Origin of the sequence: Pleionea sediminis (assembly GCF_007570825.1) — a bacterium.
Classification (GTDB): Bacteria; Pseudomonadota; Gammaproteobacteria; order Enterobacterales; family Kangiellaceae; genus Pleionea; species Pleionea sediminis.
Genome location: NZ_SUNB01000001.1, coordinates 1,574,387 through 1,599,587, shown reverse-complemented (window position 1 = coordinate 1,599,587; position 25,201 = coordinate 1,574,387). Strand labels below are relative to the sequence as shown.

At 39.7% G+C, this 25,201-nt stretch carries 18 protein-coding genes; 12 read left to right on the top strand and 6 right to left on the bottom strand.

What is annotated here, in order from left to right:
• Positions 1–2: 2 nt before the first annotated feature.
• Genes FAX86_RS06415 through FAX86_RS06405 form a run of 3 tightly spaced genes read left to right on the top strand, consistent with a single transcriptional unit; the run spans position 3 to position 2,652 of the window.
• Entirely contained in the window at positions 3–395 is a 393-nt protein-coding gene (locus tag FAX86_RS06415) for a GntR family transcriptional regulator (RefSeq protein WP_144392509.1), read from the top strand.
• A 2-nt stretch (positions 396–397) separates the two neighbouring features.
• Positions 398–1,270, top strand: a complete 873-nt coding sequence (locus FAX86_RS06410; protein WP_144392508.1) for an ABC transporter ATP-binding protein — start codon at positions 398–400, stop codon at positions 1,268–1,270.
• Positions 1,271–1,314: 44 nt separating this feature from the next.
• Complete coding sequence (locus FAX86_RS06405) at positions 1,315–2,652, top strand: hypothetical protein (RefSeq protein WP_144392507.1); 1,338 nt, start codon at positions 1,315–1,317, stop codon at positions 2,650–2,652.
• Positions 2,653–2,657: 5 nt separating this feature from the next.
• Here the strand turns inward: FAX86_RS06405 and FAX86_RS06400 are convergent, their stop codons facing one another.
• From FAX86_RS06400 to FAX86_RS06390, 3 genes are read right to left on the bottom strand one after another with little or no spacing between them, the layout of a single operon-like run.
• The gene (locus FAX86_RS06400) at positions 2,658–3,245 is read right to left on the bottom strand and encodes a DNA-3-methyladenine glycosylase I (RefSeq protein ID WP_281286384.1); all 588 of its coding nucleotides are present in this window, start codon (positions 3,243–3,245) and stop codon (positions 2,658–2,660) included.
• Positions 3,226–3,915 carry a helix-turn-helix transcriptional regulator gene (locus FAX86_RS06395; protein WP_144392506.1) on the bottom strand — a complete coding sequence of 230 codons (690 nt, stop codon included), beginning with the start codon at positions 3,913–3,915 and terminating at the stop codon, positions 3,226–3,228. The genes FAX86_RS06400 and FAX86_RS06395 overlap by 20 nt, the downstream gene beginning before the upstream one ends.
• A gap of 29 nt (positions 3,916–3,944) precedes the next feature.
• Entirely contained in the window at positions 3,945–4,304 is a 360-nt protein-coding gene (locus FAX86_RS06390) for a VOC family protein (protein WP_144392505.1), read from the bottom strand.
• Between the two features lie 167 nt (positions 4,305–4,471).
• On the opposite strand from FAX86_RS06390, the gene glyQ reads away from it, so the two are divergent.
• The 3 genes from glyQ (at position 4,472) to FAX86_RS06375 (ending at position 8,657) form a co-directional block, all read left to right on the top strand.
• Entirely contained in the window at positions 4,472–5,407 is a 936-nt protein-coding gene (gene glyQ / locus FAX86_RS06385; RefSeq protein WP_281286383.1) for a glycine--tRNA ligase subunit alpha, read from the top strand.
• Positions 5,404–7,479: a glycine--tRNA ligase subunit beta gene (glyS, locus tag FAX86_RS06380; RefSeq protein ID WP_144392504.1), complete on the top strand. Its 2,076-nt coding sequence runs from the start codon at positions 5,404–5,406 to the stop codon at positions 7,477–7,479. Before glyQ ends, glyS begins: the two co-directional genes overlap by 4 nt.
• Positions 7,480–7,634: 155 nt before the next feature.
• Positions 7,635–8,657, top strand: a complete 1,023-nt coding sequence (locus tag FAX86_RS06375; protein WP_144392503.1) for a GGDEF domain-containing protein — start codon at positions 7,635–7,637, stop codon at positions 8,655–8,657.
• Position 8,658: 1 nt separating this feature from the next.
• On the opposite strand, the gene FAX86_RS06370 is transcribed toward FAX86_RS06375, so the two are convergent.
• On the bottom strand, positions 8,659–9,594 hold the full coding sequence (locus FAX86_RS06370) for a LysR family transcriptional regulator (RefSeq protein WP_144392502.1): 936 nt from the start codon (positions 9,592–9,594) through the stop codon (positions 8,659–8,661).
• 121 nt (positions 9,595–9,715) lie between these two features.
• On the opposite strand from FAX86_RS06370, the gene FAX86_RS06365 reads away from it, so the two are divergent.
• The gene (locus tag FAX86_RS06365) at positions 9,716–11,131 is read left to right on the top strand and encodes an acetyl-CoA carboxylase biotin carboxylase subunit (RefSeq protein WP_144392501.1); all 1,416 of its coding nucleotides are present in this window, start codon (positions 9,716–9,718) and stop codon (positions 11,129–11,131) included.
• A 14-nt stretch (positions 11,132–11,145) separates the two neighbouring features.
• Complete coding sequence (gene oadA / locus FAX86_RS06360; protein ID WP_144392500.1) at positions 11,146–12,951, top strand: sodium-extruding oxaloacetate decarboxylase subunit alpha; 1,806 nt, start codon at positions 11,146–11,148, stop codon at positions 12,949–12,951.
• A 94-nt stretch (positions 12,952–13,045) separates the two neighbouring features.
• On the opposite strand, the gene FAX86_RS06355 is transcribed toward oadA, so the two are convergent.
• The gene (locus FAX86_RS06355) at positions 13,046–14,803 is read right to left on the bottom strand and encodes an alkaline phosphatase D family protein (RefSeq protein WP_144392499.1); all 1,758 of its coding nucleotides are present in this window, start codon (positions 14,801–14,803) and stop codon (positions 13,046–13,048) included.
• A 523-nt stretch (positions 14,804–15,326) separates the two neighbouring features.
• Between FAX86_RS06355 and FAX86_RS06350 the strand changes: the two genes are divergently transcribed.
• Together FAX86_RS06350 and FAX86_RS06345 are read left to right on the top strand one after the other, a co-directional pair.
• The gene (locus FAX86_RS06350; RefSeq protein WP_144392498.1) at positions 15,327–16,175 is read left to right on the top strand and encodes a hypothetical protein; all 849 of its coding nucleotides are present in this window, start codon (positions 15,327–15,329) and stop codon (positions 16,173–16,175) included.
• Between the two features lie 89 nt (positions 16,176–16,264).
• On the top strand, positions 16,265–20,284 hold the full coding sequence (locus FAX86_RS06345; RefSeq protein ID WP_164503483.1) for a hybrid sensor histidine kinase/response regulator transcription factor: 4,020 nt from the start codon (positions 16,265–16,267) through the stop codon (positions 20,282–20,284).
• Positions 20,285–20,340: 56 nt separating this feature from the next.
• Here the strand turns inward: FAX86_RS06345 and FAX86_RS06340 are convergent, their stop codons facing one another.
• Positions 20,341–23,136 (bottom strand): TonB-dependent receptor, encoded by a 2,796-nt coding sequence (locus FAX86_RS06340; protein WP_205859110.1) that lies wholly within the window; start codon positions 23,134–23,136, stop codon positions 20,341–20,343.
• A 437-nt stretch (positions 23,137–23,573) separates the two neighbouring features.
• Here FAX86_RS06340 and FAX86_RS06335 point away from each other — a divergent pair, with 437 nt between their 5' ends.
• Complete coding sequence (locus FAX86_RS06335; protein ID WP_144392496.1) at positions 23,574–24,329, top strand: response regulator transcription factor; 756 nt, start codon at positions 23,574–23,576, stop codon at positions 24,327–24,329.
• A gap of 84 nt (positions 24,330–24,413) precedes the next feature.
• A complete protein-coding gene (locus FAX86_RS06330) occupies positions 24,414–25,178 on the top strand; it encodes a CPBP family intramembrane glutamic endopeptidase (RefSeq protein WP_144392495.1) in 765 nt (254 codons plus the stop codon).
• The last annotated feature ends 23 nt before the right edge of the window (positions 25,179–25,201 follow it).

The window sequence follows — 25,201 nt, the reverse complement described above, 5'->3', positions numbered from 1 at the left end:
TTATGACAAATCCCGAATTTGTATCATTGGAAATATCTCCTTCTTCAGGGGTTCCTATTTACCGACAACTCATGGAGCAAATTAGACGTATGATAGCTAGCAACCAATTATCACCGGGCGACGGCTTACCTTCGGTTCGACAGATTGCAACACAATTGTCTGTTAATCCTATGACGATCTCGAAAAGTTACAGTTTGCTCGAAGCCGAGGGATTGTTAGAAAGACAACGCGGTAAAGGAATGATTGTATCCAAGCAAAATACAACAACTCGTACATTAGAAGAGCGAATAGACTTGTTAAGTCCCGCCATTGATGAACTTATAAACGAAGCAAAACAACTAGACATCAATTCTGAAATAGTTATTTCGGAATTAAAGAAACGATTGGGTGATTAATTATGGAAAATATTATAGAAGTAAAGAATCTTCAAAAATCTTTTAAAAAGAATGTAGTTATTTCAAATTTAAGTTTTTCCGTTAAACAAGGAAGTGTACTTGGTTTGTTGGGAACTAATGGAGCAGGTAAAACTACGTTATTGCAAACCATGTTAGGTTTCGAGTCAAAAGACGAAGGTATTTGCACCATATTAGGAAGTGACTCACCAAACTTATCAGCAAAAGTAAAACAAAAAATTAGTTTCGTCCCGCAAGAACCTGGTTTACTTGAATGGATGAAAGTTAAACAAATTATCGCATACACAAAAAGCTTTTATTGTGAGTGGGACGATAGTCTTGTTGATCAGCTATTAAAAGAATGGTCAATCGACTCAGAGCAAGTTATCGATAAAATGTCAGTCGGTCAAAAGCAAAAATTAGCGATTATCTTAGCACTGGCTAATAAACCAGAGATTTTAATTTTAGATGAGCCTGTCGCAAGCTTAGATCCTGTTTCTCGTAGAAATTTTATTAAGAAACTCATCGAACTCAACTTGGATGAAAACCGCAGTATTCTCTTTTCTACTCATATCACATCAGACTTAGAACGAGTGGCCGCGGAAGTTATGATATTGAAAGACGGAGCTAACTTTTTTCAGGGTGAAATCGATCAACTCAAAGATAAAGTAGTGCGCTTACATGTTAAAAGCAAATCTCCCCTGCCTGAACACTTGGACTTCACGACAGTAAAATATGAGAGGTCGGGAAACACTGCACAAATCATTACCATGAACTTTAACGAATTAGATGTCGAACAATTAAAGCTCTCTCTCGACGCGGATATTCAAGTCGAGTATTTAAGCTTGGAAGACATATTTGTGGAGGTTCATTCATGAAAGCGACTCTGACACTTTTACTTCAAATCGTAAGAATGAATTGGATGCCAATTGCTTTAGGAAGCTTGTTAAATTTTATAACCGTTGCACTTATCGCTCTAACAATTTTTTTAGGAAAAGCACCTAATGAAGGCTTAATCAACAGCGTATACATTTTAATTTTACTGACTCAATCTGTTTTATTACTCGGTTTTTCAAGTCAAATAAAGTTGATGATAGAGTCCAAATATAACTTTTTACTTCCGGGATTTAACCGATCGATTATATTCATAATTCTCGGCATTTTATTTAGCTCTACATTGTTACCATTGATTATGTTACATGCGATTTCATCCATCGATGTAGCGATAATGTTTAATATTTTATTGTCAGGTATCGTATGTTGTGTGCTAAGCCTCTATTCACAAGGACTATCAGCACTAACCTTTCTGTTCTTAATTTCCTGGTTCTCTGTTGAAACGGTTCATGCACAAACCGACTCAAATTATCAACCATTCGATAATTTAGGATTCAACGTTAATATATTAGTTGGATTCCTAATTGCATTCTTGGTTTTATTGACTTACATGAAACTTTATGTTCGTCAATTAAGGCTAAAATCTGAAGTACTTAAACCTAGCACTTTACAATTAAAGCAAAAGAAAAAGCAGCGCTTTTATTTTGCGCCTCAAATAATGCTTTGGATCTCTAGTAAACTTGGTATAGAAAATAATTTAAAGGTTGATATTGCGTTCTTGAGTAAAAGCATCTCTACCAATGATAAAATCAAGATAATTCTTTTCACCTTTTTTTCTATAGATTACCTATTTGAACTGCAATTAACTTACAATTTCTTTTATGATTTTGTAGAAGGATTAGGCGCAAAACATCAATCTGTCCAAAGTATTTTTATGGCTGCATTACTAGTAATAGCGGCAAGTTTCGATATTAACTATTTCGAGCGTATGAGTTCAGCAAAACGCTTTTGCTGGCTTAGATTACCAGTTTCAGGAATAAGTCAGTTTAATTCAACCCTTGGTAAAAAATTCTTCAGAGCTATTACAGTAGAGTTAATTGTGACTACGCTAATTATTTTTATGGCTGTAAAGATGTTAAAGCTTAGTGACGATCAAATTATTTATTGCATGCTTAGCTTTTTCGTGATTAAGCTCTATTCCTTGCTATGGGCAGTACTAGCCAGTCATTTACCCGTTGGAAAAATAGGAATAGCAATATATATTCTGATATTAATGATTGCTACCTTCTTCTGGGTGATCAAACCGATAGCACTCACAATTCATTCAATTGTATTGTTTTTATCGCTAATAAGCCTATTCATCATATCCACAAGTTATGCAGTTAAAGTGATGATATTCAGCAATACAAAAATGTACATCAAGTGATGATATTAGTATCGTTTAAAAAACAAAAAGCAATCGGTGGTGTGATCATTCACCATTCCGGTAGCTTGCATAAATGCATAACAAATGGTTGAGCCAACAAAAGTAAATCCTTTTTTCTTTAGTGCTTTACTCATTTTATCGGATGTTTCAGTCTTTGCTGGAATTTCCGATAAACTTTTCCATGAATTAACAACCGGCTCATGATCAACAAAGCTCCATAGAAAATCAGAGAATTCTTTCGCATTCTTAAAATGATAATTTAGTGCCTGCGCATTTTTACGAAATCCATAGACTTTTAAACGATTACGAATAATGCCGGGATCTTGTAATAGTTTCTCCAGTTCACTATCTGTCATAGATGCAACTTTATTGATATTGAACTTATGATATACCTTTCGGTAATGCGCGCGCTTTTTTAATACTGTTATCCAACTGAGGCCCGCTTGAGCACCTTCAAGACACAGCATTTCAAAAAGCTTTTGCCCTTTAAACTCAGGTTTTCCCCATTCAGTATCGTGATACTTAACATACAAGGGATCATTGCCACACCAGGAGCATCGAGTTTTTGTAGTACTACCCACCATTTGAATCATTTCTTTCTCGCTCAATATAATCTGCCAGTCTTTGCCCCTTTTCTTGCTGAAAAGGTTCTATTGTTGGGTGTAAATTCTGAATCCGGTCGAGACGGAAGTTACGAAAGTCATCTCTTTTTTCACACCATGCCACCAATGTCCACACTTGCCCCCAAAACACCAAACCCAAAGGGCGCACTTTGCGCTCACTGACTTTATCTTTCAGGTCAATATAAACCAGTTCAACTTTTTGGTGACGATTAATCGAACTTCTTAACTGTGCCATTGATGTCACCATTGCTTCAGGAACATGAAAATCTGGCGCAAGCAATGTGTTGGCTTTTATTTGCTTTTTCAGTTGTTCCGGTAAGATTTTCTCAATTTTGCTTATCGCAGCATCGGCATCTGCCCTTAATTCACTATCCATCCAGGCTTTTGCTAATTTAATTCCGCTTAACAACGCCTCTAACTCGGCAGAGTTAAACATTAATGGCGCTAAGTCGTAATAACGAAGTCGGTAACCAATACCAGCTTCGCCTTCAACATCGACACCAGATTTTTGCAAATCGGCAATATCACGATAAATAGTGCGAACACTGACCTCGAGCTTGTCTGCAAGATACGCAGCCGTCGTTAACTGCCGACTGCGTAAGAGTTCAATAATTTGAAACAAGCGATCAGCGCGTCGCATAGTTTAAAGATGGTGTCCGCAATTTTTCATTAAATTTCCGGTTTAAAGTGGGGATTCTCAATCATCCCAATGTAGTTTCCAAATGGATCAGCCAGAGCAGCAACGCGTATGCCATCACCCACATCTTCAACGGGTTCAGCAAGTTCTGCGCCACGCTCTTTATAAAGTGCGACCGCCTCATCAATATTATCGACACGCCAATAAGACACTGAGTTGTTATCTTGTTTTCGCTCTCCAGGAAGCAACCCCAGCTCAAAGCCACTGATGTTGTAACCCACATAAAATGGCTCATCAAAATACGGCTCTAAATCTAGAACCTCTTTAACCCACTGCTTTGCTTGTTCTATATCGTTTACATAAAGTACGTTGGTTGCCAATTGTTTAAGCATTATTGTTCTCCTTTGCGTTAGTCTGAAATCAGTATACTGACGCCCTACTGACAACCTTATGTCAGCATTATCAACGTCTCAAGTGTTTTCAGCATAGGATCACCTGACCAGCCCTGATATAATCCCGCCTTTGCTCAAATTACAGACTGTTTACTGGGAGGCCTGGTTTGTCTGGGAAAAACCGAATCGAAGGTGCGCCACAAACCTTTCAAGGGTTAATAATGACCCTTCAACAATATTGGTCAGAAAAAGGCTGCGTTATCGTTCAACCACTCGATTTAGAAGTGGGCGCAGGAACTTTTCATCCTGCTACTTTTTTACGAGCCATTGGGCCCGAGCCATGGAACTCGGCTTACGTTCAGCCTTGCCGACGTCCAACTGATGGACGTTACGGCGAAAACCCGAATCGCTTGCAACACTACTACCAATATCAGGTTGTATTGAAACCATCTCCTAAAAATATCCAAGAGTTGTACTTGGGTTCGTTAAAAGCACTGGGTATTGATCCGCTCGAACACGACATTCGTTTCGTTGAAGATAACTGGGAGTCACCAACTCTAGGTGCTTGGGGTCTAGGCTGGGAGATCTGGCTTAACGGAATGGAAGTCACCCAATTTACTTACTTCCAACAAGTGGGCGGTTTAGAATGTAAACCTGTCACTGGCGAACTCACTTATGGCCTTGAACGAATTGCAATGTATCTGCAAGGTGTCGACAGCATTTACGATCTTGTTTGGACCGAAGGCCCCCAAGGAGTCGTCACATATCGCGACGTATTCCATCAAAACGAAGTAGAACAATCGACTTACAACTTCGAATGCGCCGATGTCGACTTCTTATTCAAACAATTTGATAACTGCGAAAAGCAAAGCCAGGAACTTATCGAAAAAGGCTTGCCACTGCCTGCTTATGAACAAGCATTAAAAGCCTCTCATGCTTTCAACTTATTAGATGCGCGTCATGCAATTTCAGTTACCGAACGACAAAGATACATTCTTCGAGTACGCGGTCTGGCAAGAGCGGTTGCAGAAAGCTATTACGCTGTAAGAGAACAACTCGGATTTCCAATTTGTCAGCAAAATAAACAAGGAGATGCCCAGTGAGCCAGACTAAAGATTTCCTGGTGGAATTAGGCACCGAAGAACTTCCACCTAAAGCGTTGGCGACACTTGCCAAAGCATTTCACCAAAATATTGTTGAGCGACTGGAAGCCGCAGAACTGACTTTTGCCAAAAGTGAATGGTTTGCGACACCGCGTCGTCTGACCGTTCGAGTGACTGAATTAAAAACTCAACAAGAAGATAAAGTGGTAGAGCGGCAAGGTCCTGCGGTGGCAGCCGCTTTCGATGGCGATGGAAATCCTAAACCTGCAGCCATTGGTTTTGCCAAATCTTGTGGTACTGAAGTCGATAAGCTTGAGCGCATTGAAACACCAAAAGGCGAAAGACTGGCGTTTAAAGCAGAAGTTAAAGGTGCAACAGCCAAAGAGTTGCTGCCTGAAATTATTGAATCTTCTCTTGGTAAACTCCCGATCCCAAAAGCCATGCGTTGGGGTGACAGTACGGCAGAATTTATTCGCCCACCACATTGGCTGCTTATTTTGCTGGGTGAAAACATTGTTGATGCGAATATTCTCGAATTAACTTCTGGTAATCAGTCATTCGGCCACCGTTTTCATGCGCCAGAAGCCATTACCATCACACAGCCTTCTAAATACGAAGATGCATTGCGAGAAGCGAAAGTTGATGTCGACTTTGAAAGCCGTAAAAGAACTATCACCAATCAGGTTAATGCCATCGCTGAGAAACACCAGGCAACAGCCGTTATTGAAGACGACTTACTGAATGAAGTTGCAGCTTTGGTTGAATGGCCCGTGGCACTCGATGGTCAGTTTGATGATGCCTTCCTGGAAGTACCGGCAGAAGCACTCATCGCAACTATGCAAGCGGATCAAAAATACTTTCACCTCGTAGATGGCAACAATAAATTGTTGCCAAGATTCATCACGGTTTCCAATATCGAAAGCAAACACCCGCAATCCGTAGTATCTGGTAACGAGCGTGTTATTCGGCCTCGTTTGGCCGATGCTAAATTCTTCTTTGATAGCGATAAAAAATCACCGCTTGATAGTTATCAGGACAAGCTTAAAAACGTTGTTTTCCAAAAGCAACTGGGAACCTTGTTCGATAAGTCGCAGCGAATTAAGCAACTAGCAGGCTTTATAGCCAACCAGCTTAATACGGATGTTGCTTCAGCAGAACGCGCAGCAGACATCTGTAAGTGCGACTTGATGAGTAGCATGGTGTACGAGTTTCCAGAACTGCAAGGCATTATGGGGCGCTACTACGCTGATTTACATGGCGAAAATGCTCAAGTATCAGCAGCGATGGACGAAATCTACATGCCACGCTTTGCTGGTGATAACTTGCCTCAATCTGACGCAGGTGTTGCACTAGCGCTGGCCGACAGAATGGATACTTTGGTAGGTATATTTGGTATTGGCCAGGCTCCGACGGGCGCAAAAGATCCTTTTGCATTGCGACGTGCAGCTCTTGGTGTTATACGCATCATCGTTGAAAAGGAATTGCCGCTTGACCTGGGTGAACTGATCGATGAGTCGGTTAAAGCTTTAGCGAACATTGAGCTAGATGCTTCAACGAAAACCCAATTGTTAGAGTTCTTTGCCGCTCGAAGCCACGCCTGGTATCAAGAGCAGTCCTTCTCTGCCCAAGTGATTCAGTCAGTAACCGCCCTCAACTTGACTCAACCCTTTGATCTTTCAAAGAGAATCAAAGCGGTTGCCGAGTTTAATGAAATGGAAGAAAGCGAAGCTTTAGCGGCTGCAAATAAACGAGTCGGGAACATCCTGTCCAAAAGTGATGTCGATGTAAATCAATTCACCATTCAAGATAGCTTGTTTGAGTTAACGGAAGAAAAATCTCTTCATCAACAGATCACGTCAATTCATGAACAAGTTGCTGAAAAAGTTAATGGGAAACACTACGACGAAGCACTGAAACTACTTGCAAGCTTGCGTCAGCCGGTTGATGCTTTCTTTGACAAAGTAATGGTTAACACCGACGATGAAGCTGTGAAAAATAACCGTTTAGCTCTGCTAAAATCTCTAAGAGATATGTTCCTTTCTATTGCAGATATCTCACTTCTGCAAAAATAAGTTTTAAGGAGCTCCCAACTTGGGAGCTCTGTTCACCTTTATTGACAAAGATCACTAATATCATCCGATAAATTGTCTAAACTGTAATCAGAAACCAAGTTTTTTAACGATAACTTTGACGAGTAAGGCGTCTTTAAGAGCCTTAATGGTATCCCTTGGCAAAATCTCAAAACGCGAAAACAAATCCAAAATTTGTCGGTAGAATATCTCTGCAGGCTCTAACTTGGTTGCGTGATAAAAACATTCCCGCCCAACCCCTCGCTTACGCTGTGAGTTACGAATACGTTCAAAAGCAGCTAACTGACTTAGTTGAACATATCGACGAGCATGAAAGTGAGGGAAATACTTTAGATGAAAACACGCTTTTTCAATTGTTCAGAGAATTTGTACTGCCCAATTACATTGATTTTGAAGGATTCAATCAATGCGTAAACGATATCGTTACAGAAACCGATCTGGCAATTGTTAATACTCGAGGTCAATTAAAAAGCTATTCGGGATTTTTAAATGAGACAAAATTAAAATTAGCGAAATCGAAAGAATTAGACACCGAAAATATTGTCGGGTTGCTTACCCAAAATACAGAAACGACTGAACTTACAATTAAGCAACTAGAATCTCAACTCCTAAAAATCTCTGAAGATGTCAGAATGCTCGAAAAGAAATTCAGTAGCATCATGCGTGAAGCAAGACAAGACCCTTTAACCAAGTTACTTAATCGCACAGCTTTACACGATCAGTTCGAACAATTAATAAGAGATCCAAAAGTCGATGAAATATCACTTTGCGTCGCAGATATCGATTTATTCAAAAACTTCAATGATCAGCACGGGCATCTGATAGGCGACAGAGTTTTAAAAGTGGTCGCAAAAACACTAAAATCAAGCTTGAAAGGCTCTGACGTTGTCAGTCGCTATGGCGGCGAAGAGTTTGTCATTTTACTACCGAATACCAACACGGCTGATGCTGTTAAATTAATGAACGCGATCCGCCGCGAAATATCCCAAAAAGAATTGAAAGTAGCAAAATCTGAAGAGCTTATTAACAGTATTACCATGTCATTTGGTGTCGCCGAGCTAGCAGAAGACGATAATTTCTTGAGTTTATTTGATCGCGCCGACCGCGCACTTTATCGCTCCAAACAAAATGGACGCAACCGCGTTTGTAGCGAATATTAATTTAGAATAGACGCTCTTTTATTACCGACAAACTGCTCTGAATATAATCGATGAACTGCAGAGCGGCGGGTGACAAACTCTTTGCTGTTGGATGCACCAAACACCAGGAGCGTTTTATCGGAAATCCTTGAATATCTCTCGTTTTTACTCGACCTAACTGCAACTCAGATTGCACACTCAACTTGGGAAGTACAGCCACTCCCAACCCAGAAATCACCGCATGTTTTAATGCTTCATTCGACCCCAATTCAATGCTTGGCGATAAATCAATTCGACTATGCGAACAATGTTGCTCCAAAGCTAATCGACTACCTGAGCCAACTTCACGAATTAATAAAGGCTGAGCGAAAAACTCTTCAGGTTGAATGTGCTCTTGCTTTAACAAGGGGTAATCACCAGGGAAAACTGGAATAAGGGCATTATCTAAAAAAGGAATGGATGACAAAGGTCGATTCACTGGAACGATATCCATTATGGTCAAGTCGTCTACATTGTTAGACAGTCTCTCAAGTGCTTCCGAGCGATTAACGAAATTAAGTCGCAATATAACTTGCGGAAATTGCTCACGAAATTCTTTGATCAAATAAGGAACAACGTATTGCGCTGTATTAACCGCTGCGATAGTTAACTCACCAGACACTTGACCTTTAATCGATGCCAAAGTGTTCTGCAAAGTTTCGAGCTCTTCAAATATTTTCTCAATGGTCGACGCAAGACTGTTTCCCGCGGATGTGTCGTACACTTTACGACCAATATACTCGAACAGCTTATGGTCGAGTATATCTTCAAGTTGACGTATCTGAGAGCTAACCGCAGGTTGAGTAAGTCCTAACTTATCGGCAGCTTTACCATATGCCTTTTCTTCATACACAGCTCGGAATACTTCCAGCTGTCGTAAAGTCAGTCGGTGAATTAATTGCTTAATGGCTAGCGGCATAAAGGGGCAATTTGATTATCATTCATAAGGTTAATCTTATCAAAAATATAAAAAACATTAATTATTAATTATATATCTTTTGCGGTAACGTAATTGCGACCTTATCCAACGGAGAATTCATGTGATCAAAAAAGTGCTCATTGCGAATCGAGGTGAAATCGCCGTTCGTATCATACGCGCTTGCGCCGAGCTCAAAATTCGCTCCGTCGCCATTTATACCGAGCCTGATCGCTATGGTTTACATGTTAAGCGTGCCGATGAAGCCTACTCACTGGGAAAAGATCCCATCAAAGGTTATCTCGAACCATCACGTATCGTTAATCTAGCGGTTGAAACCGGTTGTGATGCCATCCACCCCGGATACGGATTTCTATCGGAAAATGCCGAATTTGCGTCACTTTGCGAGAAGAAAGGACTCACTTTTATTGGCCCAAAATCTTCCGTTATCGCAAAAATGGGTGATAAAACCGCCGCACGAAAAACCATGATTGAAGCAGGCGTTCCTGTCACACCGGGTTCAGAAGGCAATCTAGAAAATTTGGAACAGGCAATAACACTGGCCGATGACATTGGTTATCCAGTGATGCTGAAAGCAACTTCAGGGGGCGGCGGACGAGGTATTCGTCGGTGTGACACTCCCGAAGAGTTAAAAACACAATATCCACGTGTCATATCAGAAGCCACCAAAGCTTTTGGCTCTGCCGAAGTCTTTATGGAGAAGTGCATTGTTGATCCGCTTCATATTGAAGCACAAATTCTAGGCGATGCAGATGGCAATGTGATTCATCTTTATGAGCGAGACTGTTCAATTCAAAGACGTAATCAAAAACTTATCGAAATTGCTCCCAGCCCACAAATCACTCCCGAACAACGCCAATACATTGGTGACCTGGCTGTTCGAGCAGCAAAAGCGGTAGGGTATGAAAGTGCCGGAACGGTTGAGTTTTTGCTGACCGGCAACGAAGTTTATTTCATGGAAATGAACACCCGAATCCAAGTAGAACATACCATCACAGAGCAAATCACTGGCGTCGATATTGTTCAAGAGCAACTACGAATCGCATCCGGACAATCGCTCCGCTACAAACAACAAGACATTAGCTTTCAAGGTTTTGCCTTACAGTTTCGGATAAATGCCGAAGACCCCAAGAATGACTTTCTACCGAGTTTTGGTCGTGTGACCCACTATTACGCGCCAGGTGGCCCAGGCGTTCGTGTCGATACTGCCATTTTTACTGGGTACGACATCCCGCCTTACTACGACTCCATGTGTCTTAAATTAATCGTGTGGGCATTGAATTGGGAAGATGCGCTCGAACGAGGCAAACGAGCTCTGGATGACATGCGACTCCACGGCGTTCGTACCACCGCTCAGTACTATCAGCAAATACTCGATCACCCTGAATTTCGAGAAGCCAAATTTAATACAAGTTTCGTGGCAACACACCCCGAACTCTTAAAATATTCCATTAAACGACATCCAAGCGAAATCGCGCTGGCGCTCGCCGCTGCCATTGCCGCGCACACCAACGCCTGATTAAGGAGATTTTTGTGAAGAAAATTGAAGTCACCGACGTTACTTTGCGCGATGCCCATCAATCATTATTGGCCACACGCATGCGCACCGAAGACATGCTCCCAATTTGCGACAAGCTCGATAAGGTCGGCTTTTGGTCCCTCGAAGTCTGGGGCGGCGCTACCTTTGATGCTTGCGTACGTTTTTTAAAAGAAGATCCCTGGGAGCGACTTCGTCAATTAAAACAAGCACTGCCTAACACACGATTGCAAATGTTACTGCGAGGTCAAAACCTGCTCGGTTATCGACATTATGCCGATGACGTCGTTCGAGAATTTGTTGCAGCCAGTGCCGAAAACGGAATCGATGTTTTCCGAGTATTTGATGCGCTTAATGATTTACGCAATATTTCCATTGCCATGGAAGCAGTAAAAAAATCAGGTAAGCATGCTCAAGGCACCATTTGCTACACGACCAGCCCCGTTCACACACTAGAGCTTTTTGTAAAACAAGCAAAAGATATGCGAGACATGGGCGCAGATTCAATTGCCATTAAAGACATGGCCGGTTTGTTAACACCTTATGCGACATTCGATTTAACTCAGGCGATTAAAAGTGAAGTCGATTTGCCCTTAGTTATTCACAGTCATTCTACTTCGGGTCTCGCACCAATGTGTCAATTAAAAGCCATCGAAGCTGGAGCCGATCGCATTGATACTGCTTCCTCTTGCTTCGCGGGAGGCACCAGTCATCCATCGACCGAAGCACAAGTTGCTGCACTCAAAGATACCGACTATGACACTGGCTTGGATCTCAATTTATTATCAGAAATAAATGATTACTTCAAAGAAGTCAGAAAGAAGTATCATCAATTCGAAAGTGAATTCACGAAAGAAGATATCTCGGTACAAATCAATCAAGTGCCCGGCGGTATGATGTCGAACTTGGCGAATCAACTAAAAGAACAAAACGCGCTGGATAAAATAAATCAAGTATTCAAAGAAATACCGGAAGTGAGAAAAGATCTTGGTTATCCACCACTCGTAACACCATCGTCACAAATTGTTGGTACGCAAGCCGTTTACAATGTACTTGCTGGAGAGCGTTATAAAACAATCACCAATGAAGTAAAACGATATTTACAAGGCGGCTATGGTAAACCTCCTGCCGAAGTTGATGAGGCTTTGCAAAAGAAAGCCATTGGCAGCGGTACCATTATGGAAGGTCGACCAGCCGAAGATCTCGATCCAGAAATGCAAAAGCTTACCGATGAAATTGGCGACTTAGCGCAAACGAAAGAAGATGTGTTGATCTACGCGATGTTTCCCGACTTAGGAAAAGAGTTTCTACAGCAGCGTAAAGATGGAACATTAACGCCTGAAGTATTGCTACCACCTAGCGCAGCCAATTCCGGTGGCTCACCCGTCGCCAGCGCTTCAGAGTTTAAAATAGATGTTCACGGTGAGACTTATGATGTCGTTATTACCGGTGTTGGTGATCATGGTAGCGGTAAACGTAAATTCTATATTTCTTTAGACGGTATGCCCGAGGAAGTTGTTTTCGAGCCTCTCAACGAGTTTTCAAAAGAAGCCGGACCCAACGGCCGTAAAAAAGTGGAAGGTCCCGGCGATGTATCGGCTGCCATGCCAGGTAACATTATTGATGTACTAGTGAAAGAAGGCGACACAGTGTCTGCCGGTGATGCATTACTGATTGCTGAAGCCATGAAAATGGAAACGGAAATTAATGCTGACATCGACGGTACGATAAAAGCCATTCATGTTGCTAAGGGCGATCGAGTTACTCCAGGTGAAACATTAGTAGAAATTGAAGGAAGTTAATAGAAAATCTGGATATTAACAAAATTGATAGTGCTACCTAACAAAGGCTCAAGCAAACGCTTGAGCCTTTGTTAAATTTTAATCAGATAAATAGTTAATACCCTAAATCACTACCACGAATAATCACATCATTAATTCTTACGTTATCATCCAGCGGATAAGTCGCATCGACAGCATCGGCTTTATTCATCTGTTTATAATAAGTGACCTTGATAAAGTTGTTTCTCGGATTACTATCCGTTGTATCAACATCGATCATGGTCCACGACCCATTGTTTCGATTACCGACTCCTGAGGAAATAATTTCTTGAACATCGTAACCGACTCTAAAGTCTGAACCTCTTCGGGCACCATGATTTGCGTACCGATTTTGATGCACATCGCCAGCATGAAATAGCACGCCTTTTATTCGATTCGCTCGAATAAAATCAAAAAGACTAAAGAGCTCCTCTCGTGCATGTATCCAACCTTCGGAACCACTCATAAGTGTCTGTCCGTTCGCGACAACCTTGAAAACGGCATCTGACTTACGTAATCCATTTTTCAGCCAATTCAGCTGCTTTTGACCAATAAAGACTCGAGGATTACTGTCTTTATTTTTAAAATATCGACCATCAAGCATAAAATACTCCACCGCGCCCCAACGAAATGAGTGGTAAACACCATCACCGTTTTCTCCATACGATGAATTTGCCCACACATCCATGAAAGCTTGGCGAGACCGTTCTCTTGCAGGATGCTCAGATACCGGACCACCTTGAGAATTATTATTGCCAAAATCGTGATCGTCCCAAACTGCGTAAGTAGGAGTATTGGCAATAAAATTCGCGAAATTCTGAATATCTCTTTGTTTTTTATGGTGAATATTTAGTCGCGCGTTTCGATCAACAGTATGAGCATAAACATTATCACCGAGCATTAAAGAGAAGCTTGGCCGTAGATCTAAAGCTTTACGATAACCCAACTGAACGGTGTCGTGCTGATAGCGGGAACAAGAAAATACCGCATATTTAAATCGATTATTTTTATTTGCCGGTGCCGTAGTAAACGCTCCTGAAGCGGCAATACGACCATCGACTAAGACATCGTATTGGTAACGTGTATTTGCATTTAATCCGGTCAACTTAGCCAGTGACGTGTTTTGTCGTTCTCGCCGTGGTTGCATTGAAACTGATTTACAATCGTCAATGTTATCGTTTTCTATTTTATATTGAAGCTCGACGTCTCGACCGGCTCCAGCGTAGGCATAAATTTCAGCTGTCGTTGCAGTCGTGTGACCAACCAACGCTTTGTGTTGAGGATATCTTAAAATACCACCATCATTTTCTATACATTGAGTTACCGGTGGTGGCTCATCACCATTTAGTTCAATAACAAAAGTTTCATACGATCGTAACCAGTCTCTATCAGCTTTAACGGTTAGATCAGACTCAGCGACCATGTATTTATCTTTGTGACTCAGAAATCCAAATCCATTTTCTTTCCGATTACTTGTATAGACTTCAAAGCGTTCCCAACTCCTCGCTTCTTGCCTATCGGCAAGCAAATCTTGATCGTTAACCGCAACGACATATCGATTCAAATAAGTTTTGAGGGCAACTTTATTATCGGACAAACACTCAATAAGAAACTTGGTTGAATTACTTTTTCCGCGTTTCGCTTCTAATCGAAAATCGGAGGTTGCTGAAATATAAAATCCATTGAAACCGTTATTATGGGTTTTTAAATGGATTGTCTTTCCACAATATCTCCAGTTCTTGATATTTACGGGGTCTGCTTTTACAGACTTTGAAAAACCAGATAGAAATAAAAGAAAAGACAGAATTAATATCATAGCTCTAATTAACTTCATCAACTCACCTCACAATCATGTTTTTTAAAATGCCTGCTTAAACTTAGTTGAGGTTTATTGAAAGACTATGGATATAAATAAAGATTAAGTTATCGATAGGGGAATAAAATTTGTATCTATTGAATGGTTCATCAACTTATATAAATCATCTCAGAATTTTGAACTTAAAAATATATCTATTTGAGAACGTACTGACTTAAGAAAGTTGTATAGCCTAAAGACCTAGATTAAAAACGGTACAATTTACATTGTTTTACAACGAGCAAGACCATAGTATCGACACCGATGAAGAGAAAGCCATGAAAAGCACACAAGCTATAAATTCCCAAGAGTAAGCATCACTTCTGCGAATCGATCATTTTACACTCAATTTATGCGCGTGTTTAATCTTACGAAAGCTTTTACTCAGTTAGTGCACTAGCTGAAATAGCCACAGCTAGAAACAATTGTTTAATTCTTCTCCACTAAAATCGATTACAAATTTCGACTTTAAGTTAAAAAATCAACAAGGATAAAAATAAAAATGAATGCAACAAAATTGTCTTTGAGCTTAGTAATTTTGCTACTCATCAGTACACCAAAATTATCGACAGCAGATGATCTTTTTAATTTTAGTTATTGTCAGTTTAACTTATACGATATTCCCGGATTGTTGATGTGTTACCAATACAATACCGAGCCAGAGTATGAGTGCCCATTAAATACGCCTTTTCAGTCTTTGGTTACATTAGATGGAAAAAAGAACGTATGTTACCTGGATTATAATAATAATTTGCCTATTAACTGTTCAGAGAATTCTGAACATCCACTTTGTGATAAGCCATTAGTGACTACTCATGGTTGTCCAGTTGGAAGTGCTTTCATATGGGGATTTTCAACACGCAATTACTGTGCATATCCAGATAATGAACCCGGCTTTGATATAAATGGAGCTGAAATTTGTGAGACAAAAGGCGGATTTGGCGCACTCGAATACAATGCCGACGGTTCGCGAACGTTATATTGTGAAGATGATTATACCCAAGAAGTTATTACTATTACCGAAACTGAAGACTGTGATGATGAAGTTTGCACTATAGACTTAATCTTAGAAGGCCAAGACTTTCTTCAATGTCCAGAAGGAACCATTTCTGTTCATAACAATTTTCGAAATTATTGTGCAAACAGTGAGGAAGATATCTTGTTAGATCTAAACGGATTTAACGTCTGCTATTTCGGTCAAAATAGAACTCGCTTTGATTCATGCCCTCCTTCAGAGTTAAACAGTAACCTTTCTAGTAATGAAAATATTTATTTCTCAATATGTTCTACTTCTTGCGGTCATGAAAGGCCAAGGAGCTCTGGTTTTAAAGGTGCGACTCTTGGGAATTAGTTGAAAATCTGTTCCAAATGAATTTAATTATTCAAAGGTCGATAATACTATTTATTGCGATTTCATTTGATCTGGCTCACGCGATCAATATGCTCCCTGTTCAGTTTCACTTTAAAAGTGTTCACAAAGAACAGGGGCTTTCTCATAATACGGTTAAAGCAATTGCGGAAGATTCCTACGGGTATATTTGGTTTGCTACAGAAAATGGCATAGGTCGATTCGATGGTTATAGAGTCAAAACCTACGATCATTTTTACAAAGATGATGAAAAGTCATCTGCTCAAAAAAATAATGCTCTCTATCTAGATTCAAAAAATAACCTTTGGGTAGGTAATGCTCAGGGGCTATTTTTTTACAATCAAAGCGAAGACAAATTTTTTCAAGTCAAACTCGACAATAGCGAAAATACAAGCATTTTTGCAATAGCAGAGAACTCAGAAAAAGATTTATTAATAGGCAGTCAAAATGCGGGTTTATTTATCCTAAAATATGATATCTCTTTAACTACATTTAAAGTCTTAAATATCAATGATAAATTAGATATTAATGCAATCGAAAAGGGCCGAAATGGTGATGTTTTTATTGGAGCAAATGATGGATTATACAGTCTGCAAAAAAATACTGTATTGCCAATAAAGACGATTAACTCTTTACGCAACAAAAAGAAGAAAGATATTCAGTCTATTTATTCTGTTAGTAGCGATTTAGTTCTTTTAGGTACTCGCGATGGATTAATCGAGTACCATAGAGATAACAAAAAGTTAATTTTTCATAATAAAATAGATGGAGAAAAGCACTCACTATCAAACAATCTAATAACTAGTATCATACAAGACAGTGATAATGAATTTTGGATAACCACCCAAAATGGTTTGAATTATTTTAACTTAAATAAAGCCCATTTTTATACAATAGATGAAAAACCAGGCGTTAGTGATAGTTTATCATCAAGCATCATTATAACCAGCTTTCAAGATTCAAATGGAATTATTTGGTTGGGAACATCAGATAAAGGCGTTAATTTTTTTAATCCAAAGCAACGCGACTTTGGTTTAATCCAAGAAACAACAAGCTATAGCGATTGTTTAAGTAAAAACTCAGTCTATTCAGTTTCTATGGATAGAAGCGGTAAAATATGGAGTGCTGCTTTTGGTTCCGGACTTCATAAGTTAGATCCTCAAACAGGTGAATGTCACTGGTACAAAAAAAGTAAAGGCCAAAATAACCTACATAGCAATGACATCATTAGTACCTATATTGATAGTAAGAATAACTTGTTCGTAGGTACCCTAAATAACGGCGTTAATGAACTTAATATAGATGAAAATCAATGGAACCATTATTCAATTGATTCCCAAAATGGAAATTCTTTAATTGACGGTTCTATAAATCATATTTCTGAGGATCCCGATGGCAATGTCTGGTTTAGTCAAGACGGCGGCGTTTCGATTTTAGATAGAGAATCCAAACAATTTAGTTACTTACTTAAAGAAAAGGATAACCCGAATTCTCTGAGTGATAATCTAATAAATTCAACTTTTCATGACAGAGATACTAGTTGGATTTCATCGCAAACGGGACCATTAGATAGCTACCAAAGATCTAGTAAACGATCATTTAAATTGCTTGCTTTAGATAATATTTTAACTGATGTATCAGCGCCAATTTACGCCATGACACAAGACAATTTGGGCAACCTTTGGTTAGGCACAACTGGTCAAGGTCTTGTCAAATATGACTTAAGTAGTTTGGAATTAGAAGTTTTCTCTTTGGCGACGGGATTTCCGAGTAATTTCATTTACAATGTTGTTATCGATAATAAAGATTATCTATGGTTGGCAACTGACATAGGACTAATTAAGTTTAATGCAGAAACAAAGACATTTGATGTATTTAAGAAGTCAGATGGATTACAAGATGATGAATTTGGTCCTGGCTTATTCTATGATAACTTATCAGACACCATTATTGCAGCCGGCTCTAACGGAATTAACATTTTTAATGCTAGCAATGTTAATAAACAAGCGTTTGATGCAAATCCAGTTATTCAAAGTCTATTTTTATTCAACGACGTAGACAATAAAGTATCACTAGCGCCACTATTTTTAACGGATGGTGTTCAGCTTCAGTCTAGTCAAAACGTATTTACATTTGAATTTTCAAATTTGAATTCTACAATTTCTAGCGGAAAATTTCAGTTTAAGTTAGATGGCTTCGACGTAGATTGGTCAACAACCCCGGAGAACTTAAGGCGCGCAACTTATACAAATTTAGACCCTGGCAATTATACCTTTCTGGTGAGAGTCCTAAATGAGGATGGTCTTCCATCTGGGAGCACATCAATAAATTTAACGATCGAGCCTCCTCTATGGTTAACCTGGTGGGCTAAGATTTTGTATGCTTTCCTTGCTATTGCGTTTCTTTTTATTGGTCACAAATTACGTATAAACCAATTAAGGAAAAGGTCAATCGATCTCGAATCAACCGTATCTGAGCGAACAAAGGAATTGGAAGCGGCTCATTCCAAAGTGGAAAAACTTTTAGATAGAAAAAACTCCATTTTCGCGAATGTGTCACACGAGTTTAGGACGCCATTAACGTTAATTCTCGGAGCTTTAGAAGGACTTGGTAAAGATTTCGAAAAAAAAGAGCAAGATAAACTCTTAATATCCGCCCTAAATAATTCACATCGACTCGCCAAAATGGTCGATCAATTAATCGATTTCTCTCGATTAGATTTAGAACCTAATGATAAAAATCATTCCTCGGATGTCAATAAAGCCATAAGTCAGCTAGTTGCCAATATGCATTCAGTTTTCGGAGGAAGAGAAATTAGACTGGACTTATCTGAAGATAAATTGACGGCAAATATTTCACACGATTCACTTTATAAGGTATTAATTAACTTGTTATCAAATGCCGTAAAGTACACTAGCGATACAGGATTAATTACTATAATAACAGCACAGAAAGGAGATTTAGCGCTAATCGAAATCAATGATAATGGAATCGGAATATCGGAAGAGGAACAAGGAAAGGTCTTTGATAAGTTTTACAGATCCAGTCAACAGAATTCGCGAAATATACCCGGCACAGGTATTGGTCTCTCATTAGTTAAAGAAACGATCAAATATTATGGGGGAAAAATAGAGCTTAGTAGTGAATTAAATAGTGGCTCGACTTTTTCAGTATTATTACCATTAAGTACGTTAGTATCACTCGAAGAGGATTCACACCAAGGGCAAGTACCGGCATTAAATTACGAAGTTAATGCCTTAAATTCTGATGAAATATCCAACACGGCAATTAGCAAGTCTAGTACTACAGGAAGTACTTCAGTAAACTCAGACAATAAGACAATACTGATCGTCGAAGATCACCCCGAAATGCAGCGGTTTATAGCACAATCATTAGCTGATGATTTCAAAGTTATCATCGCAAATAATGGTCAAGAAGGTATTGAATACGCATTGGCAGAGATTCCAGATCTTATTATCACTGATCTAATGATGCCGAAAAAAAATGGATATGAAGTCGCAAAGGCTATACGTGAGGATATAAAGACATCCCACATTCCTTTGATTTTATTAACGGCACGCTGCGATGAGGACGCCAGAATTTTAGCATGGCAATCGGATATTGATGAATTTATGGAAAAACCGTTTAATCACAATGAATTAAATATCCGAGTGAGTAATTTACTCAGTATTCGACAAATTATTAGTTCAAAGGTCAAAGATTCTTTAACCGACTTAGGTCGCTCGAAAATAAGCGGGTTAGACCAAAAAGACCAACAGTTTATTGAATTATTCAGAAAACTGGTAAGTGAAAATTTCTCTAATGCGGATTTAAATTCAAAAATACTCGCCTCTCAGTTAGCAATGACTGAACGTCAGCTACAACGAAAAGTAAAAGCTTTATTGGAACAAACTGTAACTGAATACATTCGAATCATTAGGCTAGAAAAAGCAAAGGCAATACTTCAATCTCAGGGCGACAACATTAGTAGTTTAAAAGAGCTGGCTTTTGATTGTGGCTTTTCTTCACAAGCGTATTTCAACAAATGTTTTAAAGCTTATTTTGGGAGCCCTCCTAGCGAGCTTTCATAAATTACGACATGGGTAAATAGTGAGCCACACCTTTAAAGATGTGGCTCAATAAACTACTAGAATCGATAGTCGCCTGATAAGTAGTAAGTTCTACCAAAGGCATCGGCATAACGAGGATCAAATCCAACTTGATGGCCAGCTCCGCCAGAACGAAGTGACAGATCAGGTTTACGATCAAGAATATTATTAATACCAAAAGAGACACGAATGTCGTCGGTTAAGTCGTATTGTGTTAACCAGTCAGATTTAACAAACGCAGAGACGCGTAATTGAACATCCACACAATCACCAAAAGCATCGTCGTAAGTTACCGCGCAAGTTTCAGCATCTTGCAACTGGTCTTGATAACCCGAGCGATAGAAAATCGTAAAAGTATGGGTGAATTTATCGTGAGTCAGTTCGTTGGTTATTTGAGCAATATTACGGAAGGTAACTTCTTGGTTATCTCCAAAACGCCCCATGCTTGAAACCCACTCATCGTCAGTACCCGGCAAGGTGTATTGACTGTCGATCATGTAAGTACCAGCGAAAGTTGTTTTAAGTTCACCAATTCCCAGCTCATTATCGATTTCAAATTTCCAATCTAAACCGCTGTTTTCAGATTTACCGACATTAACGGATGCTTGAATGATCGCCAGTTCATTTTCACCGGTCGCATTATTCATTCTTGTTGTAAATAAATCACGGTACAACTTGGGATTCGAGAAGATCTGCGATTCTGAAAGCGAAGTCACCTGATCTTCCATATCGACCGACCAGTAATCAACCGTCATTGAGAAATCGGTAGTTGGAGAATAAACTAAGCCTAGTGTTTTTTGCTCAGAAGTTTCTGGTTTTAGTTTGCTGTAACCTTGTAGATACACAGCATATTGTGAGTTACCCGATAAACAATATTGCTCCAAAGGATCGGTAGCGTCAAATGGACAAGCAAAGTTACCGCTGGTAACACCAAAATCACTTCTTGGTCGAGCAATCTCTAACATGTCAGGTGCTTTAAAGCCGGTACCCAATGATGCGCGCACACTCATGCTGTCAGTCGCTTTCCACAATGCACCTATTTTGTAGGTCACATCACTTTCCGATTTATTAACATCTGTCTGTCCCGATTTAATCGCACCAATGTTGTCGTAACGAATCGAAGCTGACACATCAAATGTTTCGGTAAACGGTAACGCCATTTCTGCAAACAAACCATAGGTATTTCGACGTAGATCGTATGGTGTATCCGCTGACATGAAGAGAACTTCTTCATTTAAGTTTGCATTAGATATCGTTTGTTCATAACTGGTAGAACGGAATTCGAATCCAGTTGCAATAATCGCTTCACCACCGGTCATCGCAAATAAAGGCTTTTGAGCAACAAAGTTTGCTGCATCAACCCAAGTTTTTGAGTTGTCCCAGTTGCCAATGTACTCCAAACCTTGAACATCATTACTGGTCACAACACCTTGAGGCGCAAAAATATTAATATCACCCGTTTCTACGGCACTGATAAATTCGTCCGCTAATAACCAACCTTTTGTATAGTTTTGATCCGTGTCGTTTTGTGAGCGAGTAAGCGTTGCTGTGTAATCGATGTCAGTTCCAATGTACCCCTCTAAACCAACAACAATGTGAGTCGCTTTGGTATTCCAGGTTGTCGTTCGATTACCAACAGGTAGTGCACGCCAGCGACCATCAACCGATACTAAATTATCAATTTGAACTTGTGTTAAATGAGGAAAAACTTCGTCAGTCACCAACCCAGGTATTCCCGAATTCGTTAATCGAACCCAACCCGTAGGAAACGGCGCTATACGAGTGGTCATTTCATAATCGGAATACAACAACTCGGCAAACAGCGTCATGTCTTCAGATAGTTGAAACTCAGCCTGTGTAATAAAACTATCTCGAGTAGACTCAGGATATATTTCGATAGTTGATGTGTAATCGAACCAACACTCGTCAACAATTGCTGATGTTTGCTCTGGACAAGAAACGTCGCCAAACGCACCTTGAGAAACACCGTATGGGTTAAAAATAATTTCTTCTTCTTCACCTGAAACAGGATCATTCCAACGAACTCGAGTATTCCCTGGAATGGAGTTTCCAGAACCATTAAAGAAATAAAGATCTCTTCCTTCGTTTCGGAATGAGATGATTCCGGTTTCGGCAAAGTCACGATCGACTGCAGCTAACTGCTCTTGTCTATCGTGTGCGTAAGAGAAAAGGAAGTTATATCCATCACCATGAATGTCGCCAAAACCACTACTGATATTAAAATTCCAGCTCTTACCACCTTCTTCCTGTGGTGAAGAATAACGAGCGTTAACGTGAGTTTCTTGTAAATCACGTTTTAAAATAAAGTTAACAACACCAGCAATGGCATCCGAACCATAAGTCGCCGAGGCTCCATCAGTAAGCACTTCAATACGTTCAATAGCCGCTAAAGGTATGCTGTTTAAATCAATGGTATTACCGTCACCTCTTGGCGCCATGCGACGACCATTTAACAATACCAATGTGTATGTGTCTCCAAGATCATGAATAGAAGCAGAAACGACACCGCCGCCGCCGCCGCCTACTGAATCCGTTGCATGAGTATAGCCCTGCATAACAGGCAGCTCTTGAATAAGTTCTCCGACCGATGCAACACCACTTCTATCAATATCTTCTCGATCAATCACTTGAACCGGTAATTCGCCTTCAACATCAGAACGCTTAATAGACGATCCCGTGATAACTAACTTTTCTGCTTTTTTACTGGCATCATCCTCTGCAGCAAAAGCTGATGAATTAAACGCTAAAGCGGCAGTACCGATTATTAGTGCCGATCGCACCGCCCTAGTAACTTTGTTTTCTTTGATTTTCACTTTGATTTCCCCGCAAAAATGAATACTTAATGATTTAGTTTTATTGTTTTGATAATTCGCCATTTGTTTTAGTCGATTGCTGACAAATTAGCGGGGCTGATCTTATCTAAACGATGGTTATATAATTGAGATTTTTATAACTAGAATACGTAACAAGATCATCTAATTGCATTTCAATTTGGAATTTACAGGACACCATTTAATCAAAAAGTACGAACGTACCATTAAATTTTGGGTAGGTCATAAGGCGTTCTTTGAACGCCGATAAAAAGCCAATAGAGAGTTATTAAATTATCTAAAGTGACAGACTCTAGTGCATTGAAGTCATCAAAGGGGCAAAGATCGTCATCTTTATGGTCTCACCAGAGACTTTTCGCTTATATCATTTACAACAAGTGCAGTTATTCTTTTGTTAAAGGAGAGACAATTTTCATTCGGTGATAGAATTAAATTATATTGAACCCTTAATAAAAAGTATGGTTAAAGCTTACGACTCAGAGTTTAAACAAAAGCGAATTCAGCAACTAAACGCAAAACTAAAACGAGGATATATTGCTTTATTCCTGTTAGGTTTAGTCGTTATAGGAGTGTTGGTCATCGCCTTGTTAGTTCCCTCAACATTTCCGCAAGACCAGCATTTCATTATTATCCCACTCTTATTTTTTTGGATGTTTTTGCTAAGAAATTACCCGAGACAATATTATCTGCTCAAGAAAGATCTAAATAGAGAAAACACAAGCCAGGTTACAGGACTGAGCTTTGTTCATAATAAGCCAGGCTTTCGAGTTCTTTTTTCACCACCACTCCAGTTAAGTGTTGAAGGTCATTCATTTGATCTAGATGAATATCCAGCCAATCAGCTTTTTATTGGTCAAACCGTGTGTGTGGAATACTTTGAGCAATCTAATATCTTGCTTTCTGTAACCCTTTTTGATCCTAAACAGGACTCGAGTTCTTCCGATACATCTAGTCCCAACTCGACCGCAAATGCACTATTGCTCTCTGACTTGGAAGTCTCGATCATTCGGCTTATGACGGCTGGACTTGCCGATAAGTTGATTGCACGAGAATTGGAACTGGAGCCAGCAACGGTTCGTACTTACAACTCAACCATCTACCGTAAACTTGGTGTCAAAAACCGTAAAGAAGCCAGCCAAAAGGCACAAGAACTCGGGCTTTTCGATGTCAATTGACATCAACTAACATATTAATTACAGCAACTTAGCAACAACGACATTAAGCTTGAATCTTACCAGTAGTTGTTTGAGGAGTTGCTCATGTTTCATTATCGCTTATCCAGTCCTTGGAATTTTAAGCAAGGATTCTTAATTCTTATTTCATTTATTTTGCTCTATTTCGGCCTCTCCGCAGCTCATATGATCTGGGTAAAAAGCACCCTTGGATTTGAGGAATATTTAAAAAACGATACTGACTTTTACACCAAAGTTTTAATTTTCAGCCAATTGACGAAAGCAATTGCCATTGCTATCGCAATTACTTTTGTTGGATTAAAAAGGTATCAACTCAATTGGGAGGTGTTAGGATTCCGCAGTACAACCCGAAGCTGGATTACCATTGCGATCTTACTCGCAATAGCTGGTTTCATCTGTCGTTTCTTATTAATGAAGTGGCTCTCGGTCGAAGTTCCAGCATGGGTTAAATTTATGCAGCCGCCTCTGCAAGATCTGAATATTAGCAGCGTTACGTTATTCTTCTTTTTAATACTGACTGTCGTGATTACCCCGGTTGTGGAAGAAACGTTTTTTCGCGGTTTCCTGTTTCAGTGGATGACTCAAAAACGACCCGTGTGGATAGCTGCGGTCATTAGTTCACTCATGTTTGGCGCATCTCACATTGTTCCACCACAAGCCATTGCAGCAGTAATTATGTCGTTTATATTCATCTTTTTATTTGTCGCCAGTCGATCAATTTGGCCTCCGATCATTGCACATGTAATTAACAATGCATTGTCGATAGGCGGCAATATGCTTGCGAGCGCTCAGTTACTACCAGAATACCTAATGCCGCCGGTAATTAGTTAATCCTCCCTAGACTCAATACCTAT

What these genes read in the sequence shown, in the direction of transcription:
- FAX86_RS06415 (WP_144392509.1), top strand. Translation starts at nt 3, where the DNA reads ATGACAAATCCCGAATTTGTATCATTGGAAATATCTCCTTCTTCAGGG.
- FAX86_RS06410 (WP_144392508.1), top strand. Translation starts at nt 398, where the DNA reads ATGGAAAATATTATAGAAGTAAAGAATCTTCAAAAATCTTTTAAAAAG.
- FAX86_RS06405 (WP_144392507.1), top strand. Translation starts at nt 1,315, where the DNA reads ATGCCAATTGCTTTAGGAAGCTTGTTAAATTTTATAACCGTTGCACTT.
- FAX86_RS06400 (WP_281286384.1), bottom strand. Translation starts at nt 3,245, where the DNA reads ATGATTCAAATGGTGGGTAGTACTACAAAAACTCGATGCTCCTGGTGT.
- FAX86_RS06395 (WP_144392506.1), bottom strand. Translation starts at nt 3,915, where the DNA reads ATGCGACGCGCTGATCGCTTGTTTCAAATTATTGAACTCTTACGCAGT.
- FAX86_RS06390 (WP_144392505.1), bottom strand. Translation starts at nt 4,304, where the DNA reads ATGCTTAAACAATTGGCAACCAACGTACTTTATGTAAACGATATAGAA.
- FAX86_RS06370 (WP_144392502.1), bottom strand. Translation starts at nt 9,594, where the DNA reads ATGCCGCTAGCCATTAAGCAATTAATTCACCGACTGACTTTACGACAG.
- FAX86_RS06355 (WP_144392499.1), bottom strand. Translation starts at nt 14,803, where the DNA reads ATGAAGTTAATTAGAGCTATGATATTAATTCTGTCTTTTCTTTTATTT.
- FAX86_RS06350 (WP_144392498.1), top strand. Translation starts at nt 15,327, where the DNA reads ATGAATGCAACAAAATTGTCTTTGAGCTTAGTAATTTTGCTACTCATC.
- FAX86_RS06345 (WP_164503483.1), top strand. Translation starts at nt 16,265, where the DNA reads ATGCTCCCTGTTCAGTTTCACTTTAAAAGTGTTCACAAAGAACAGGGG.
- FAX86_RS06330 (WP_144392495.1), top strand. Translation starts at nt 24,414, where the DNA reads ATGTTTCATTATCGCTTATCCAGTCCTTGGAATTTTAAGCAAGGATTC.